This is a genomic window from Streptomyces sp. R33, from assembly GCF_041200175.1.
GTDB classification, from domain to species: Bacteria; Actinomycetota; Actinomycetes; order Streptomycetales; family Streptomycetaceae; genus Streptomyces; species Streptomyces katrae_B.
The window spans coordinates 4,617,381-4,632,128 of the sequence record NZ_CP165727.1; the positions used below are offsets into that span (position 1 = coordinate 4,617,381).

Sequence of the window (14,748 nt, forward strand, 5' to 3'; positions counted from 1 at the left end):
TGAGCCTGGGTCTCACGGTGAGCCCCTCCACCTCTAGTACGTTTTTTCGGCGAATCTGTTACACCTGCGGATCGGAGTGGGACAGACGCGGTGGGTGCTGGTGGAGCAGCGTTCGCGCCCGCGCGCGTAGGGCGGTGCAGAAAGTGCAGAAACCTCGGCACTCATCTGCCGGCCCGGTCAGTGACGGTGGTTCCGGGCGATGCGGTGCTCGGCACGGCTGAGCTGGCTGGACTCGGTCCGCACGGCGTTCGTGAACCAGCAGAACGGGCGGATCGAATCGGCGGCCTGGAAGGCGCGGGCAGCTGCGCCGGGGATGCTGCCAGGCTCAACACGGGCGCCGTCGAGGGAGGCCAGGAGCCGAGCGGCGTGGTGCTCGCATCCGGCGGCCTTGCCTCCGTGGCTGTCGAGGACGATCACGGCGTCGCGGGGCCCGGCACAGTTGGTCGGGTCCTCGGGGTGGGCGGCGATGCAGCGGCTGGGCTCTGGCGCGCGGCGCCGCTCGTAGGTGGTCACTGGCCGTCCCTGCGGGCGTTGGCGGCCGCGGCACGGACCAGAGCGAGGACCTGCTCGCGGGTCCTGTCCGGGTGGGAGTTCCACACCTGGTACGACCCGGCTTCGGCGCCGAGGGTGTTCTGTAGGTAGCCAGAGGCGAGGCGCATCGTGTGGACGTCGCCGTAGCCGAGGCGGTGAAGGGCGTACTGGGCACCGAAGATGCACCGGCCGCCCTGCTGGTCGCGCTGGGAGCCTCGGGCCCAGCCGAATGCCTCGATGACCAGGGCGGTCAGTTCCAGGGATTCGGCGGCGGTGATGTAGCGGCCGCCTCCGTGCCAGGCCCGGACGACCGGGAGGGACAGGCACCAGTCGGGCAGGTGGCGCAGGATCGCGGCCGGCGGGCGCAGCTGCGGCGCGGGTGCGGCGACGGGGGCCGGGGAGGCGGCGAATTCGCCGAGGGCTTCGGCGACGAGTTCGGCGGTGGTCTTGGTGACCAGCGGGTGGGCGGTGCGGACGCGGGCGGCGAGGTACCGCTCGATCTCGCCGACCAGGACGTCGGCAGTGAATGCCAGGTGGTCCAGCTGCGGGGTTGCCGAGGGGACCGTGCGGGTGCTCATCTGGGGGTTCCTCCGTGGGTTTGCTCGCGGTTGGGGTGGGGGTGCTCCCGGGCTGTCCAGGCGTGGGGAGCACCCCCGTTTTGTGCGGCGGGCTACGGCTGGCCGGTCAGAACCACTTGCCGCGCTTGGCCTTCTCCTTCTGGAACTCGTCCTCGGCGTCCTGCGCGTGGCCCTCCATGCGTTCGATCTCGGCGAGGTCGAGACGGCCCTTGAAGATCTGGCCAGGGCCCAGGCCGCGGTAGCCGGTGCTGCCCTCGTCGCGACAGTCCGTGTCGGGGCCGGCCAGGTCACGCAGTCCGGGCGGCGGGGTCTCGTAGACCCGGCCGTTCGCGCTGCCGCAGAGGAGGTACTTGGCGGAGACGGTGTTGAACATCCACGCGCCGGTGATCACGTGGCGGCCCGTGCAGGTGTGCGCGCTGTACGTGTACTGCTCGAACTGCCCGGCGATGGCGAGGGAGTGCTCGTTGATCGCGTAGACCGTCTTTCCCTTGCCGAGCCAGCGCTCAAAGTCCTTGATGCCGCTTGGGGTGTTGCGCCAGACCTTGCTCATGGGTTCTCCCTTGCGGGTGGGGTGGGACGCCCTGGGCTGTCCAGGCGTGCAGGGCGCCCCGCGGTTGGGGTGGTTCGGGGGTGGTCACCCCCCGGTCGCTGTCCAGGTTTGCGCCGGTTTGGCCTACGGTCGCCGAGGTGGTCAGGGCGGTCGACCGACCGGCTCCGAGGTACTCGCGACCGTGCGTCAAACCGGTTGATATAGGGCGGCGACCGGGGCCTGCCGGGTCTGCGACCGGGGTGGTTTGCCCTATTTACGCGCTTCGGTGAGCTGGTCGCGGGTGTAGCCGTTGGGGTTGGCCAGCCCCTCGCAGGCGCCGAGCTTGCGGGTGCCTGCGGCCCCGGCTTCGCGCAGGCGGGCCTGGAGCTGGGGGCCGGTCAGCTCGCCGTACACGCCCGGCTTGTAGGCGGCGAGGAAGCCGAGGAGGGTCTCGGTTCGGGCCCGGTCCACGCCGTTGGCGTCCAGCGCGGCGATGCAGTCGGCGAGGAGTGCGGAGGTCGCGGCGGCGGCCTGGTCGACCTTGCCGTACTCCAGCGCGTCGCCGGTCAGGGTCCCGGCGGCGAGGCGGAGTTCGCGGCCGCGCAAGCAGATGTCCTTGAAGGCAGGCAGGTCGATGACGTCGGCCTTGATGGTGATGTGGCCGGCCTCGTCGCCGAGCTCCAGGACAACGACGCCCTTGGACTCCTCGCCGAGGAGGTGGGGAGCGGCGCCCTGGTTGACCGGGTCGTCGCCGAGGACCATCTTGGCGCTGTTGACGCCCTTGACCCGGAAGGATCCGCGCTTGGCGCAGACGTCTCGGAGCTTGGTCGGGACGCTGTCAGAGCTGGGGCGCTGGGTGATGAAGACGCCCATGCCGAGCACGAAGCGGGTGACGCGTACGTACCGGGCGAAGCTGTCGACCAGGATGTCGCGGGCGTTCTTCGTCTTGGGCCGGCCACCCTCGGGGGTGGTCTCCTCGTCGATGGCAACCTGGACCAGGGCGGCGCCGTCCAGGAGTTCCTGGAGCTCGTCGACGACCAGGAGGACCGGGCCCATGCCGTCGGCCGCGAGTTCGGGGGTGACCTTGCCCTCGGGGACCTTCTCGGGGCTGACCTCATAGAGGCGGTCCAGCTCGGTGCCCCGGTCCTGCATCTCGGTGATGGTCGTGTCCATCACCCGGAGGACCTTGCGGATGATGTCGGGGGAGGCTCCGGCGATCCACTGGTGTGCGACGTTCTTGAGCGGGGCCCAGTCCGGGCCGGTCTTGCCGGTGATGACGATGATGCGGACGGTCGGGTCGAGAGCGGCCGCGGCCGCGATGAGGCGGGCGAGGTAGCTCTTCCCGTAGCCCATCAGGCCGCCGATCATGATCGACGACCAGATCAGATCGAGGGTGCGGCGGTTGTTGCGGGCATCCGGGCCGAGCGGGATGCCGTCCTTCCAGAAGTCCCAGCGCTTCGCGGCGATGAGTTCGCTGTCGGTTTTGCCGCTGCCGTAGGGGTTGTCCTGGTCGGCGACCCAGAGCACAAGGCGGCCGTCGTGGCCGTCGGCTGAGTTGTCGGGGCGGATCTCGATCCGGGAGCGCTTGATCCGCATCGCGGAAGCGAGCTCCTCAAGCTTCCCGATCGCGTTCGAGGCGGGCATGCCCCGGGGCAGTTCGATGGTCGCGGTCCAGCCCGGCCCGGACGGCTGGATTACTCCGGCCAGGTGCGTCTGGTCCCTCTGCGCCTCCGAGATGATCCCGGCCTTGACTAGTGCCGTGACCAGGTCGCCCTCCCCCTGGACCCGGGCGGACTCGGGCTTGACCAGGGAGACGCGGCCCAGCGATGAGAGGGTGTCGGGTACGAACTGCCCGGCCGGAGCAGGTTCAGGGACGGGGGTCCTGTCCAGGCCGGCCGCCTGCACAGGTACGGGGACCGGGGTCCCGTCCTGGCCGACGCTCTGCACAGGCGCGGCCTGGCCGGGGATGAACGGGGTGACTTCCGCCTTCGGCTGCTGGTTCTCGGCGGGCCGGGACAGGTACCACCAAGCGAACGGAGCGGCGCCGAGTGAGGCCAGCGCCAGCAGCGGCTCGACGGCGACGCCGTTGACGTACCCGTACGCGCCACCCAGGCTCAGCGCCAGACGGCCGGCCTTCTTGCTCCAACGAGCGCGGCCAAGGTCCCGGCCGCTGACCTTGTAATTGTCGGCGTCCGTCTCCTTCAGCGCCTGGAGCTGGGCTTCGGCTCCGGCCAGCTCGAACGCGAGGGCACCGGACACCTCCGGGTCGGCGTGCCGGAGCTGGAGCTTGAGGCCCCTCACCCGCGCGCCCAGCTCGACCTCGCCGTGCTTGGTCTGCGACCGGCGCTTGCGCTCGATCTCCCGGGCCAGGTCCTCGTCGGTGACGTCGGCGGTGGCGTACCAGGCACTGATCCGGGCGAAGACCCGAACGCGCTGCTCGCCGAGCGCGGCGCCGGCCTGCTGGGCGCGGGCCTTCGCCGCATCCTTCATCTGCTCGCGGCGGGAGACCTCTTCGACGTCGATGACCTCGGCGTCGGGGATGTCCTCGGGATGGATCTCGATGGCCATGCGGTGCTCCTCCAAAGCGGTGGTGCTACGGGGGCTACGCCTCGCACTCGGGCGACTTCTCGCACGGGTGCGAGGCGTATCGCTGCTGGTCGGTGCTGTGCGGGCGCTACAGGCTGCTGAAGATGGAGCCGATGGCGGTGGCGCCGGTGGCACCGAGCTGGTTGACGAGCGGGCCGATGAAGGTGCCGCCAAGGGTGACCCCGAGGGCGCCGCAGGTGACCGCCCACCCCTTGGTCACCTTGTTGTTCTTGATTCCGAAGAACAGGACGATGCCGAGGATCGCGGCGACGAACGCGCCGGTGCCGATGGCGGCCCCGCTGGTGCCGGCCTGGGTCTGGATCTGCTGCTGGTTGCCGAGCTGGGCGCTGGGCCCCTGGATCGGGGCACCGGTTCCACCGCCCTCGGCGAGGGTGATAACGGCCTGGTGGTGGGCGGACTCGGCGCGGTAGGCGGCGGAGTCGAGTCCGCGGACCGACATGGTCTTGCCGGAGGGGAGAGTGACCGGGGCGCCGACCGCCTTGTCCGCGGCGGCCTGGACGACGGTGGCCTGCTGCTCGGGGGTTTCGGCGGAAGCGACGGGGGCGGTGGCGAGGATCGCGGCGGCCGCGGCACCGGAGACGGCGAGGGTGCGGATGATGCGAGACATGGCAGGGCTCCTTCGAGGTTCGGTACGCGGGGTCAGGCGTCGGTCTTCGAGGCGGCGCGGCGCCGGCCTTCGTTGCTCATCTCGGTTCGCGCGGCGGCGCTGTACTTGACCTCGCCGGGGACCCGGCGCGGAGGGGTGCCGCCGTTGTTCTTCCGGCCGTCCTCGCCGGACTTCTTCGGGGCCTTGGAAGGCCGTTCGTCGTCGGGGTCCATTTGGGAATCGAGCTGCGTGTTCTCGTCTTTCAGCGGGCCGTTCGAGGCGATGCGTACGGCCCTGCGGGCAGCGCGGCGGGCGGCGATGATTTCGGCGGTCTGGCCCGGGTCGGTGCCATGGATCTCGTCCCAGGCGCGGCGGTAGGTGCGGTCACTGGGTGTCAGCTCTCCAAGGGCGGCGGCAAGGTAGACCGCACGCTCCCAAACGGTCTCGTCCTGCTCGATCCGCGCGGCGATGAGCTTCTTCGTCTTGACCTGCTCGGCGCGGGCTTCGCGGCGCTCAGTCCAGCGCTGGCTCCAGGTCTTGCGGCCCTCCCTCTTGGCGATCCGGCCGTTCTCGTGGAGGTCCCAGATCGTGGGGCCGATCAGGGAGCAGAGCGCGCCGCCGAGGCCGGTCGCGGTGCCGAAGGCTGCGGAGCCGTGGTCGAAGTTGATCCAGGCGGCGATGGAGGCCTGGGCGAGTGCGCCGAGGCGGTAGTGCCAGGACGGACGGCCGTCGTCGACGGCGGCTTCGGCTCCCTTGAGAAGGGCCCAGGCCACTCCCTCCAGGACGAAGGGCGCGGCGACGAGGAACCAGGCGGTCGGGTCCCAGAACGCCATGATCTGGAGCGGGAGACTGACGATGACGCAGACGATCGCAATGGTCTTCGCCGCCCTGCGCCACTGCTCGGCGGACTTCTCGGCCTTGGCCTTGCGGGCGGCTACCTCCCGGCGGGCCTCGTCCCGGCGCCGGCGCTCGTCGGCCGCGTCGGCCAGCGAGGACTCGATGTCGGCCTGGGCCTTCGCGGCGGCCTTCTCATCCGCGAGCTTTGCGCGGCGCCGGTCGGACTCGTTCTTGATCCGCATGGCCTCGGCCTCGGCGGACGCCTTCTCGGCGGCGGCCAGGCCCTCGGTGGAGGTGCCGCCGCCCTCGGGGCGCAGCTCCGTAACCGTCATGCCGCGACCTTCAGCGGCGTGGGCTCCTGATCCAGCATCGCGAGCACCACGGTGTTGGCGAGCGCCTCGTCCTCTGCGGAGGGGACGGTCGGGAGCAAGAGGCCGGCCGCCAGGCTCGTGAAGTCGGTGGTGGTCTCGCTGCGGGTGCCCCGCATGTGGGCCAGCGTCGCGGCGCGGGCCAGTTCGGCGATCCAGCCGAAGGCCTCGTCGTCGGCGACGCCGCACTTCGCGAGGCGCTCGGCGACCAGCACCCAGGTCGCCTGGGCGATGTCCTCGGCGGACTCCCACCGGGTCCCCAGACGGGCCCGCAGGTGGCGGACCAGCCTGGCGTTGTAGATGACGTACAGCAGAGACAGTCGATCCCGGTCCCCCGGGGTACCGTCGACATCGAGCATGGTCGGTGCTCCTCTCACAGGTCGATCGGCCCTGCTCAGTGGCCTCGGTGTTTGCCCACCGGGGCCACACCCGTATTCGGGTGCAGGTATGCGCCTTCACAGCCGCTTGGACATGGCTGTGCCGTCACGCTTCGTGAGTTACCATCACGCGGCGTTTCGATGGGATGACATTCCCAGGATTACGACTAGGTGTCAACGGCATCTGCAGCTGTAATCCCGGGAAAGCGCCCCTCTGTGAATCAGTCCCGGGACTGTGGTTGACTGGTGGCGCCAAGATGGAGGAGCGCCGGACATGCCGCCTAAGTGGAGAGAGCTCGCCGACGAGATCGCCGCGAAGATCACCAGCGGCGAGTACGCGCCTGGCGACCGCCTGCCCAAGATCGAGGACTTGGCGCGGGAGGGGAAGGGCTCCAAAACCACGGTCCACGCGGCGTACAAGGCCCTGGAGGCTGATGGGCTGGTCGCCTCGTCTCGCGGTCACGGGACTGTCGTACGAGCGCGGGTCTCGCTGTCCACCGGCGCCGAGCGCGAGGAGCGAAGCAAGCTCACCGGTTCCTCCTGGCGAGCCGGGGAGCGGTCCGACTCCCACATGGCTGGCGTCGTCGCCGCACCGGATGATGTCGCCGAAGCCTTGGGGGTCACCGCGGGCGAGCCGGTGCTACGGCGCACTCGGGTCTACCGCGACGAGCACACCAACGCTGTCATCTCGCACTCGACCTCCTGGATCCCGGCGGTCTTCGCCGAGGAGCTGCCAGAGCTGGTCATGGGCAAGAGACTGAGCGGCGGCACTTCGATCGACGTGATCACGCGGCACACTGGGCGCCCGGTCTCGAAGCGTTTCAGCACCATGTGGGCCCGGACCACCACGCCCGCCGACGCCGGGTCGCTCGAGATTCCCGAGGACACACGCGCCGCTGTCATCGTCCTGACCGTCCGGATCGTCGACACCAGCGGGATGACGATCGAGTACGGCGTCGACTTGGGAGGCCCCGGCTGCCGCTGGGCCAAGGAAGAGTCCGCCGAATGACCGACCCGCTCCTCGACGACGACCTCGTCCACGTGGCCGAGGAACGTCTGAGCGCTCTCCTGACCGCCCAGCGTCTCGGCACCCTGCCGCCCGACGGCAAGGCTGAGATCGCGGACATCATGCGGACGCTCGCTGGGCGAACCGGCCCGGTCCGACTGGTCTTGATGGCCGGCCTCCCGGGCTCGGGCAAGACCACGCTCGCCCACGAGTTGGAGCTCCGCGGGTTCCTGCGCCTCTGTCCTGACGAACGGGTCTGGCGCGCCCATGGGCACTACGGGCGGGACTTCCCCCGAGGGGAGTACAAGGTCAGGGAGCGCCCCATCCTCGAAGAGATCGCGGCTGAGCTGCGCACCGCCCTCGGCGCCGGCCGTGACGTGGTCATGGATCACGGGTTCTGGACCGTCGACGAGCGCCAGGAGTGGCGCCGCATCGGCGAACAGGTCGGAGCGACCGTGACGCTGGTGTACCTGCCCGCCACCCACGACGAGCTGTGGGAGCGCATCGACGAACGGAATCAGCAGACCTTCGACGATCCGAACTCCATGTACTTCAGCGAGGACGACCTGCGGCGCCACGCTGGCCGCTTCGAGGTGCCCGGGGCGGACGAGCCGCACCTCGTCTACGACGGACGTTCGGCGACCATCCTCAGTGTGCTCGGCTACGACGACACCCGGGAATCGCAGCGCTAGCGGGAGCGACGGAGAGGCTGGCCAGGAAATCCGGCGCCCGCGCGCAGCTTCGGCCCGTCGGCTTCTCTGGGGCGGGCGGGCCAAAGCTGGCTGGGCGGGGCTTCAAGCTGTCTCGACCGTGGCCCTGTCGATCCACCGCGCCAGCACGCTGAACGCGGCCAGCTGCTCCAACGCCTCGTTCTCGGGCAGCTCGGGAAGACCGTCCTCGTGGCTGTTGGGGTTACGGATACCTGCAAAGCATCCTTCCGCGAAGGCCATCGCACCGCGGTTGACGCTGCGGAAGGTATCCCCGCCGTCGTCCACGCCCAGGCGCAGCCGTGGTTCGCCGGCCTTGGCGGCGTTCTGAGAGAACGCGCTCTGAAAGAGCTTGGTCTCACTGAGGTCGCGCCGCGCCAGTTTGTTCTGAGCCTCCGCGTTCACCTTCCGCGCGGCGGCCGTTACCGCCTCCCGGTAGTGGCCGCTCTGCCACAGTGCTCGCGCGCCTTCCCAGACCCACGGATGCATCGTGGCGGCGCTGATCAAGGGGGCGTTGTCTCCCAGCCGCTCATGGATCTCCGCAGCCCTCCGAAGCGCAACGTCCGCCCGCTGGGCGGCTTCACGGTGCTGGTACCAGCGGTTGACGCTCTTATTGCGGTCGTCGGGGACCTCGGCTCGCCAGTTTGGGAGGACCCGGTCGAGTATCTGCTCCACCACATGGGCGCTCTCGACGATGTCGCGGCTCGTGCCGCGGTTCGCAAGCCGAGTGGTGTAGGTGACGACTCCGGGAGGGTCTGCGGGTCTGTGGAGCGCGGTCAGTTGGATGAAATTTGCGAGCTCCTCGCGAGCCCATTCGGTGTCCATCCGGTTATCTTGCCGGTCCGCACGGACAACGCTCCGGGACTTCTCGTGTGCTCCTTGACCTTGTGCTGCCGGCTGATCAGTGGGTCTGCGCCGCGGGGGGTCGGCGACACGGTAGGAGTGGGTGATGACCGCTTCAGGTTCAGCCCGTGAGGTGCCGGCGTCGAGTGGGTGGGAGCCCCGCCTGTACTGGCGCTGGATCGCGTACAACTCGATCGCGTTCGTCATCGTCCTGAGCGTGGGTATCGCGCTGGCAATGCTGGGCAGTGACGTCCTGCACCTGAGACTTGCCAGCGGCCACGTGCTGGTGGCTCTGGTGATCGCGACCCTGGGAGCCGTGCTCTTCGGGGGCGTCCTGGGAACGCTGCAGTGGCTGGTCGTACGGGAGCGGGCGGCCATTCCCCGCAAGGCGTGGGTGACCGCCAACATCGGCCCGGCGCTGCTGGCCTGGCTGCTGGTAATCATGCCCGCGGTGATCAGCGCCCAGAAATCCGACCAGGACGTGTCCATGGCCTACCTCCTGGCCGCCAGCCAGAGCCTGGCCCTGGGTCCCCTCCTCGGCCTGTCACAGTCGCTCGTACTGCGCAAGGTCACCGGACGCTGGAAGTGGTGGATCGGCGCCAACCTGGCCTCATGGCTCATCGTCGACATCGGCCTGCTCCTGCTGTCACGGCTCTCCGGCGACCTCAACGTCCTGCGGGGCGACGGATCGGTGGCCGAGGTCTACCTCTCCCTCATCGCCACCACGCCACTCACCGGCCGGGCCCTGCTGTGGGTGCTCGCTCCCGCCGCCCTGACCCCGTTGCCCGAGGACCCGTAGCCGTATCACGGTGAGGGGCCTGCGGCAGGCCCCGCCGCGGGTGATCAGCTGGTCAGGTAGCTGTCGATGTCGCGGGAACAGCAGTCTGCCGGCCAGATGGGCCGTACATCCCCGGCATCTCCAGGACCAGGCCGTGGGGTGTGAGGTGGTCGGCGGCCTCGCTTCATCTCGTACACGGTGAGGATGACCCAGCAGTGCGGGGAGGCGGCCCACGTGCCGTCCACACCGGCGCCGCCATGCCGGTGACCCCATGGTGCGCCTGCTGCGCGGCAACCGGTTCACCCGAGAGGCTGGTCGGCGGAGCAGGTCTAGGGAGCGGTCAGGCCATCTCCGGTGCGATCGGGGAGGAACACCTTGAACAGGCCGGGTAATGGCCGCAGACAGGCGCTGTTCGCCTCGCTGCGTGCGCTGGTGACAGCCGGCGCACTCGTCGCCGGCTACTACCTGTTGCCGCTGGGTTCGGCCTTCACCGCCGGTCCCGTCCTTGCGCTGGTCGGCGGCATCGCGGTGCTGGCCGTGCTTCTGGTGTGGCAGATCCGCAGGATCACGCTGTCCCCGTGGCCCGGGCTGCGCGCCATGGAGGCACTGGCGGTGAGCGTCCCGCTCGTCGTGCTGCTGTTCGCAACGACCTATTGGCTGATGGAGCGCAGTGTCCCGGGCAGCTTTAGCGAAGAGCTCTCGCGGACCGATGCGCTGTATTTCTCCATGACCGTGTTCAGCACGGTCGGGTTCGGAGACATCACCGCGCGCAGCCAAACCGTCCGGCTGCTCACCACGGGGCAGATGACGGTCAACTTCCTGCTGGTCGGCGTGGCGGCCCGGCTCCTGCTCAACGCGGTTCAGGAAGGAAGGCGGCAGCGGGACCGGTCGGCCGCCGGTGGGGACCATGCCCCACCCGCCGCCCGGTGAACCCGCCTTGGCCCCCCACCCCGTGGGGTGGTGGTCTGCCGGGCCGTGGCCCCGTCTCAGCTCAGGTAGGTGTCGATGTCGCGGGCGGATCGGTAGCCGCTCTCGATCGCCCCGTCGATGAAACCGCGCCACGTGCTCGCCGAGTCGGCGCCCGCGAAGAACAACCGGCCTTCGGTGGTGCGCAGGTCCGGCAGTACCTTCGTCAGCTGTCCCGGCCGGTAGATGCACCAGGTGCCGAGCGCGTGTGGGTCGTTGGACCAGTCCCAGCCGACGATGCTTTCCACCTCGACGCCGGGCAGGAGCGGCTGCAATGCCGTCTGCATGCCCTGGACGTCGTCGAACTGGCTCATCTGCAGCTTGTCCGGGTTGGCGGAGAACACGATCAGCCACGAGCCTTTCGAGTCGTGGGTGTAGGTGACCACGAAGTTGACCGCCTGGTCTTCGGGGGCCACGATGCTCACGTTGCCGATGTCGCCCTTGACGCGGACGAAGCACTTCCTGCCGGCGCCCGCGTGCCGGTCGGCCGACGCGGTCCGCTTGATCTCGGACAGCTCAGGTTCGAACTTCACACTGTTCAGCACGTTCATCGGCAGCGCGATCAGCGCGGTCGGCGCAGTGACGGTCTCGCCGTTCTCCAGCTCGACCCGTACTCCGCCGTCGGTTTGGGCGACACGCCGTACGGGCGAGTTGAGGCGGATGTCGGCGAGTGTGGCCTGTCCGGCGATGGAGTTGATCAGCTCGCGTGTCCCCTTGACCAGCTTCGTCTGTGACAGGGAGGCCATGGCCTGCGCCGCGCTGTACCCGGCCAGGGCATGGCACCGGAAGATCTCGGAGGCGCCGGACTTCTCGAGGGGACCGAACGCGACCAGGCAGCACATCCCCTCCACCCAGTCATGCAGCACCGGCTCGGCCTTGAAGGAGTCGAGCAGGTCACGCATCGACCGCTCGCCCAGGCCGTCCGGGTCCGAGCTCACCGTTTCCAGGAACGGCTCCGGGAAGAGGCTCATGCCCGGGGCGCAGAACTCGTCGAACGCCTCCAGCGCCCGCTCGACATCCTCGTCGGACAAGTCCACGACGCGGCCATCGGAGACGACCGCCTGCCGCAGCCCCTCCAGCACCGGGAACGTCTCCGTCTCGACCGCGTACCGGTCGACCTCCGACCACACGTGCGGCTGCAGAGGGTGGACCCACGTGCCGCCGAACTCCATCGGATGCCCGTCGTGGTCCTTCGTGTAGGTCCGGCCGCCCAGACGGTCACGCGCCTCGACCAGGACCGCCCGGCGCCCGCGCGCCGACAATTCACGCGCGGCCGTCACGCCGGCGAAACCGCCGCCTACGATCACGACATCCACTTCAGAATCTGACGTCGCCACAATCTGCTCCCTTCGGTCGTCTGGTCTGACTCCGCGAGCAACTATCCGGGAACCGGCGGCAGCCACTTCGTGCGCCACGCTCTGATGAGGGAAATCAGGTAGTCCCGGTTGGATCTCCAAATGAGTACGGCAACGTCAGTGTCGCGCTGCGTACAGTGCCCTTTCTCAGGCCACGACGAAGAACTTCACGAACGATGACCGGGTTCTCCAGGTGCCCGTGAATCCGGCCGGGAAGGAATAGATGCCCCCGGCAACGAGCTCGATCTTCTCGCCGTCAGGGGTTTCCAGCTCCGCCTCGCCCTCGATGACGTGGAACGTGTCGCGGGCCGCGGGCTTGTAGGGGAACTCAGCGCCCTCCTCGGGGCCGATCCTCCACAGCCCCGATACCTGGCCCTCTTCTGCCTGGACGAGCCAATGGATCTCCCCTGTCTCCCGGCCGTCCTCAACGTAGGTTTCCCACGACTGGGCCGTTACGGATGAGCGTGCAAAACCGGCAGTGTTCGTCATTTGTCCCTCCATGCGGAGGCCGGCCGACAATGCGGCCCGCTAGCGACGACGGGATCGGAGACCAGAAGGTGGCCGCACCCGGGCGGATAGACCAGCGATTCTCGGCATGAGCCTTTTTGGTCGGGTCGCATGCACCCCCGCCTACACCACCGTACCCACGTTCCAGATTTCGAGCCCGCCGGTGGTTGGAGCACGGTATGGAACGCCCGAGGCGGACAGCCATTGATGCCACGGCCCGATGTTGACAGCGTCAACGACGACGACCCCACCGCTTCGTACTGGGCGCGGGGCGCTGCCTCGCTGCCGATGCCCTGATCCAGGCGCAGGGACTCGCGCTCCTCGGTAGACCGTCGTATCGCCTCGGCGCGGCGCGACGGGCCAGCCCCACGCTTTGACCGCGCTCACTCGGCACCCTCTGGGCCATGCGTGGGCCAGATGTGGTGACAGGAACCTCTACAGGGAGCTCCTGTGCAGCTCAGGGGTCATATGGATGCCGCGAGCGGAACCCTCTTGAAAACCGTCGTGGCGCGAGTCACCGTGGGTTCAAATCCCACACCCACCGCACCAGGCCTGCGTAGCCGCGGGCACGAAGGGGCGCTCCTCATGAGGGGCGCCCCTTCGTCATGGAGCGCCAGTCTCACCCTGCCGGCCTTCTGGCCAGGGCACGAGCTGCAAGGGAGGTCGTGCCGCCCCGGAAGGCGCTAGGCCCTTTGAGTGGTGTTTGTCGGAAGATCGGCGCGCGTGGTGGGAACGCTGCGGTTGCGAACACATCATGACGAATGTATGCAGATCCGCCCGTCGGAACATCGCGAAACGAAGGACCCCGTCATGGCTCACCGCATCACCGTCACGTCGATCTGGACCGCAGTGGTCGCCGCTCTCGTGGCGCTCCTCGCCTCCCTCGGGTTCGGCGCCAAGGCCGCCCCGGCCGCGGTCTCCGGCGGAACCGCTGCCCCCGCCCCTGCTCCCTCCCGCCGTGCGGCCGCCGCCGTACGCCGGCCGTCGCGGCCGATGGGGCGACGGAGCTGGCGGGCGATGATGCGGGGCGGATCGCTCCCGCCGACCATCAAGCAGCGGATCCGCGCCGAGGCGCACGGCAAGGCCCCGTCGGTCCGACGCTCGACCACCGCCGCGTCGCTCGCCAGCGGGACCTCAGGAGCCGGTCGCGAAGAGCTCGGGCTGGTCGCGTAGCGCCCGTACGGAGAGGCGCCGCGTACGCAACGCGGCATGCGGTACCCGTACCGACCGGCAGGATGCGCCACCCAGTGAGCAGCACGGAGTCGGCGGCAGTCACGGCAGCAACACCAACACCAGCAGGCGCTGGAGCCCGGTCGCCAGGTCGCGACCGCGGATCGCGCCGGAGATGTGCCCCCGAGCGGGCACGTTGGGATGGCCCCGGCGGTCGCCGGGGGCGTGCAGGGGGCGTGAAGCTTGGCATTGCAGGGCCGCAGGCCCGGGAGACGGTGGGGTTCCCGGACGGCGCGGCCCTTTTCGGCATGTCCGGCGCACATGAGTTTGAGGGAACGTTTCGGCTCATACAGGGCAGCGGTTTCCACCCCCTCCGAGGCGCTGACCTGGGGCGTCGGGACGCGAAGGGGGGTTTATCCGATGTTGCTCATACTTGCGGGGGAATCGTGGACTCCGGGGTGGTTCGCCGGGGATTCGGTGGGCAACTCTGGTCTCGCGACGTCGTCACCACACGGAACGACCGAGGCGGTCGGCCAACTGCCTTGGAGCAATTCCCACTTCGGTTTTCTGGAGGATTCAGACATGGCAAGCATCCGTACCGCCCGCGTCTTCGCCGCTGTCGCCGCTCTTCCCCTCGCCGTCGCCCTCTTCGGCGGTGTGGCGTCGGCCGACAACGGCTCTTTCGCGAACGACGGATCGAATGCGAGCGTCGCCAGCATCATCGGCAGCGGTGTCGGCGGTAACAACCACGGCAACTCGTCCACCTCCCAGCAGGTCGCCACCGGCTCCGGTGCCTCCAACCAGAACAACACCGCGCAGGTCAACGGCTCTGCCTTCACGGCGATCCACCAGGCCAACCCCAACCTCGCGGTCAACTTCCACCCCTGGTGGTAGGTGATCCCGCGGGTCCTCTGACTGTGAGGGCGCCTGTGCCACCGGACCGGCTGGGGTCCGGTGGGGCAGGCGCTCTCGCGCGTCCGGGCGACGGTCCGGCCGGGTTCCT

At 69.2% G+C, this 14,748-nt stretch carries 16 protein-coding genes; 6 read left to right on the plus strand and 10 right to left on the minus strand.

Translation table 11 applies throughout. The features are described from left to right. Positions 1-177 precede the first annotated feature (177 nt). The 7 genes from AB5J51_RS21085 to AB5J51_RS21115 all read right to left on the minus strand — a co-directional run bounded on the left by AB5J51_RS21085 (position 178) and on the right by AB5J51_RS21115 (position 6,395). Entirely contained in the window at positions 178-513 is a 336-nt protein-coding gene (locus tag AB5J51_RS21085) for a hypothetical protein (RefSeq protein ID WP_369778317.1), read from the minus strand. Then, complete coding sequence (locus tag AB5J51_RS21090; RefSeq protein ID WP_369778318.1) at positions 510-1,109, minus strand: hypothetical protein; 600 nt, start codon at positions 1,107-1,109, stop codon at positions 510-512. The genes AB5J51_RS21085 and AB5J51_RS21090 overlap by 4 nt, the downstream gene beginning before the upstream one ends. A 106-nt stretch (positions 1,110-1,215) precedes the next feature. After that, the gene (locus tag AB5J51_RS21095; RefSeq protein ID WP_369778319.1) at positions 1,216-1,659 is read right to left on the minus strand and encodes a hypothetical protein; all 444 of its coding nucleotides are present in this window, start codon (positions 1,657-1,659) and stop codon (positions 1,216-1,218) included. A gap of 249 nt (positions 1,660-1,908) precedes the next feature. Beyond that, the gene (locus AB5J51_RS21100; protein ID WP_369778321.1) at positions 1,909-4,206 is read right to left on the minus strand and encodes a hypothetical protein; all 2,298 of its coding nucleotides are present in this window, start codon (positions 4,204-4,206) and stop codon (positions 1,909-1,911) included. Between the two features lie 106 nt (positions 4,207-4,312). Beyond that, a complete protein-coding gene (locus tag AB5J51_RS21105) occupies positions 4,313-4,852 on the minus strand; it encodes a hypothetical protein (RefSeq protein ID WP_369778322.1) in 540 nt (179 codons plus the stop codon). Positions 4,853-4,884: 32 nt separating this feature from the next. Next, complete coding sequence (locus tag AB5J51_RS21110; protein WP_369778323.1) at positions 4,885-6,000, minus strand: hypothetical protein; 1,116 nt, start codon at positions 5,998-6,000, stop codon at positions 4,885-4,887. After that, positions 5,997-6,395: an RNA polymerase sigma factor gene (locus tag AB5J51_RS21115; protein ID WP_369778324.1), complete on the minus strand. Its 399-nt coding sequence runs from the start codon at positions 6,393-6,395 to the stop codon at positions 5,997-5,999. Before AB5J51_RS21115 ends, AB5J51_RS21110 begins: the two co-directional genes overlap by 4 nt. Before the next feature lie 292 nt (positions 6,396-6,687). Here AB5J51_RS21115 and AB5J51_RS21120 point away from each other — a divergent pair, with 292 nt between their 5' ends. Continuing rightward, the gene (locus AB5J51_RS21120) at positions 6,688-7,422 is read left to right on the plus strand and encodes a GntR family transcriptional regulator (RefSeq protein WP_369778325.1); all 735 of its coding nucleotides are present in this window, start codon (positions 6,688-6,690) and stop codon (positions 7,420-7,422) included. After that, the gene (locus tag AB5J51_RS21125) at positions 7,419-8,111 is read left to right on the plus strand and encodes an AAA family ATPase (protein ID WP_369778327.1); all 693 of its coding nucleotides are present in this window, start codon (positions 7,419-7,421) and stop codon (positions 8,109-8,111) included. Before AB5J51_RS21120 ends, AB5J51_RS21125 begins: the two co-directional genes overlap by 4 nt. Positions 8,112-8,213: 102 nt before the next feature. Here the strand turns inward: AB5J51_RS21125 and AB5J51_RS21130 are convergent, their stop codons facing one another. Next, positions 8,214-8,951, minus strand: a complete 738-nt coding sequence (locus tag AB5J51_RS21130) for a TIGR02391 family protein (protein ID WP_369778329.1) — start codon at positions 8,949-8,951, stop codon at positions 8,214-8,216. A gap of 124 nt (positions 8,952-9,075) precedes the next feature. Between AB5J51_RS21130 and AB5J51_RS21135 the strand changes: the two genes are divergently transcribed. After that, a complete protein-coding gene (locus AB5J51_RS21135) occupies positions 9,076-9,768 on the plus strand; it encodes a hypothetical protein (protein WP_369778330.1) in 693 nt (230 codons plus the stop codon). Between the two features lie 354 nt (positions 9,769-10,122). Next, the gene (locus AB5J51_RS21140; RefSeq protein WP_369778332.1) at positions 10,123-10,677 is read left to right on the plus strand and encodes a potassium channel family protein; all 555 of its coding nucleotides are present in this window, start codon (positions 10,123-10,125) and stop codon (positions 10,675-10,677) included. A gap of 56 nt (positions 10,678-10,733) precedes the next feature. Here AB5J51_RS21140 and AB5J51_RS21145 read toward each other — a convergent pair whose 3' ends face one another. Together AB5J51_RS21145 and AB5J51_RS21150 are read right to left on the minus strand one after the other, a co-directional pair. Beyond that, positions 10,734-12,128, minus strand: a complete 1,395-nt coding sequence (locus tag AB5J51_RS21145) for a flavin monoamine oxidase family protein (RefSeq protein WP_369778334.1) — start codon at positions 12,126-12,128, stop codon at positions 10,734-10,736. Between the two features lie 87 nt (positions 12,129-12,215). After that, on the minus strand, positions 12,216-12,557 hold the full coding sequence (locus AB5J51_RS21150) for a cupin domain-containing protein (protein ID WP_369778335.1): 342 nt from the start codon (positions 12,555-12,557) through the stop codon (positions 12,216-12,218). Between the two features lie 828 nt (positions 12,558-13,385). Between AB5J51_RS21150 and AB5J51_RS21155 the strand changes: the two genes are divergently transcribed. Continuing rightward, positions 13,386-13,748 carry a DUF6344 domain-containing protein gene (locus AB5J51_RS21155; RefSeq protein ID WP_369778338.1) on the plus strand — a complete coding sequence of 121 codons (363 nt, stop codon included), beginning with the start codon at positions 13,386-13,388 and terminating at the stop codon, positions 13,746-13,748. A 579-nt stretch (positions 13,749-14,327) separates the two neighbouring features. After that, entirely contained in the window at positions 14,328-14,639 is a 312-nt protein-coding gene (locus tag AB5J51_RS21160) for a hypothetical protein (RefSeq protein ID WP_369778339.1), read from the plus strand. Positions 14,640-14,748 lie beyond the last annotated feature (109 nt).

Excerpts from the sequence above, each read along its gene's own strand:
- AB5J51_RS21090 (WP_369778318.1), bottom strand. The coding sequence starts at position 1,109 with ATGAGCACCCGCACGGTCCCCTCGGCAACCCCGCAGCTGGACCACCTG.
- AB5J51_RS21095 (WP_369778319.1), bottom strand. The coding sequence starts at position 1,659 with ATGAGCAAGGTCTGGCGCAACACCCCAAGCGGCATCAAGGACTTTGAG.
- AB5J51_RS21100 (WP_369778321.1), bottom strand. The coding sequence starts at position 4,206 with ATGGCCATCGAGATCCATCCCGAGGACATCCCCGACGCCGAGGTCATC.
- AB5J51_RS21105 (WP_369778322.1), bottom strand. The coding sequence starts at position 4,852 with ATGTCTCGCATCATCCGCACCCTCGCCGTCTCCGGTGCCGCGGCCGCC.
- AB5J51_RS21110 (WP_369778323.1), bottom strand. The coding sequence starts at position 6,000 with ATGACGGTTACGGAGCTGCGCCCCGAGGGCGGCGGCACCTCCACCGAG.
- AB5J51_RS21115 (WP_369778324.1), bottom strand. The coding sequence starts at position 6,395 with ATGCTCGATGTCGACGGTACCCCGGGGGACCGGGATCGACTGTCTCTG.
- AB5J51_RS21120 (WP_369778325.1), top strand. The coding sequence starts at position 6,688 with ATGCCGCCTAAGTGGAGAGAGCTCGCCGACGAGATCGCCGCGAAGATC.
- AB5J51_RS21125 (WP_369778327.1), top strand. The coding sequence starts at position 7,419 with ATGACCGACCCGCTCCTCGACGACGACCTCGTCCACGTGGCCGAGGAA.
- AB5J51_RS21130 (WP_369778329.1), bottom strand. The coding sequence starts at position 8,951 with ATGGACACCGAATGGGCTCGCGAGGAGCTCGCAAATTTCATCCAACTG.
- AB5J51_RS21135 (WP_369778330.1), top strand. The coding sequence starts at position 9,076 with ATGACCGCTTCAGGTTCAGCCCGTGAGGTGCCGGCGTCGAGTGGGTGG.
- AB5J51_RS21150 (WP_369778335.1), bottom strand. The coding sequence starts at position 12,557 with ATGACGAACACTGCCGGTTTTGCACGCTCATCCGTAACGGCCCAGTCG.
- AB5J51_RS21155 (WP_369778338.1), top strand. The coding sequence starts at position 13,386 with ATGGCTCACCGCATCACCGTCACGTCGATCTGGACCGCAGTGGTCGCC.
- AB5J51_RS21160 (WP_369778339.1), top strand. The coding sequence starts at position 14,328 with ATGGCAAGCATCCGTACCGCCCGCGTCTTCGCCGCTGTCGCCGCTCTT.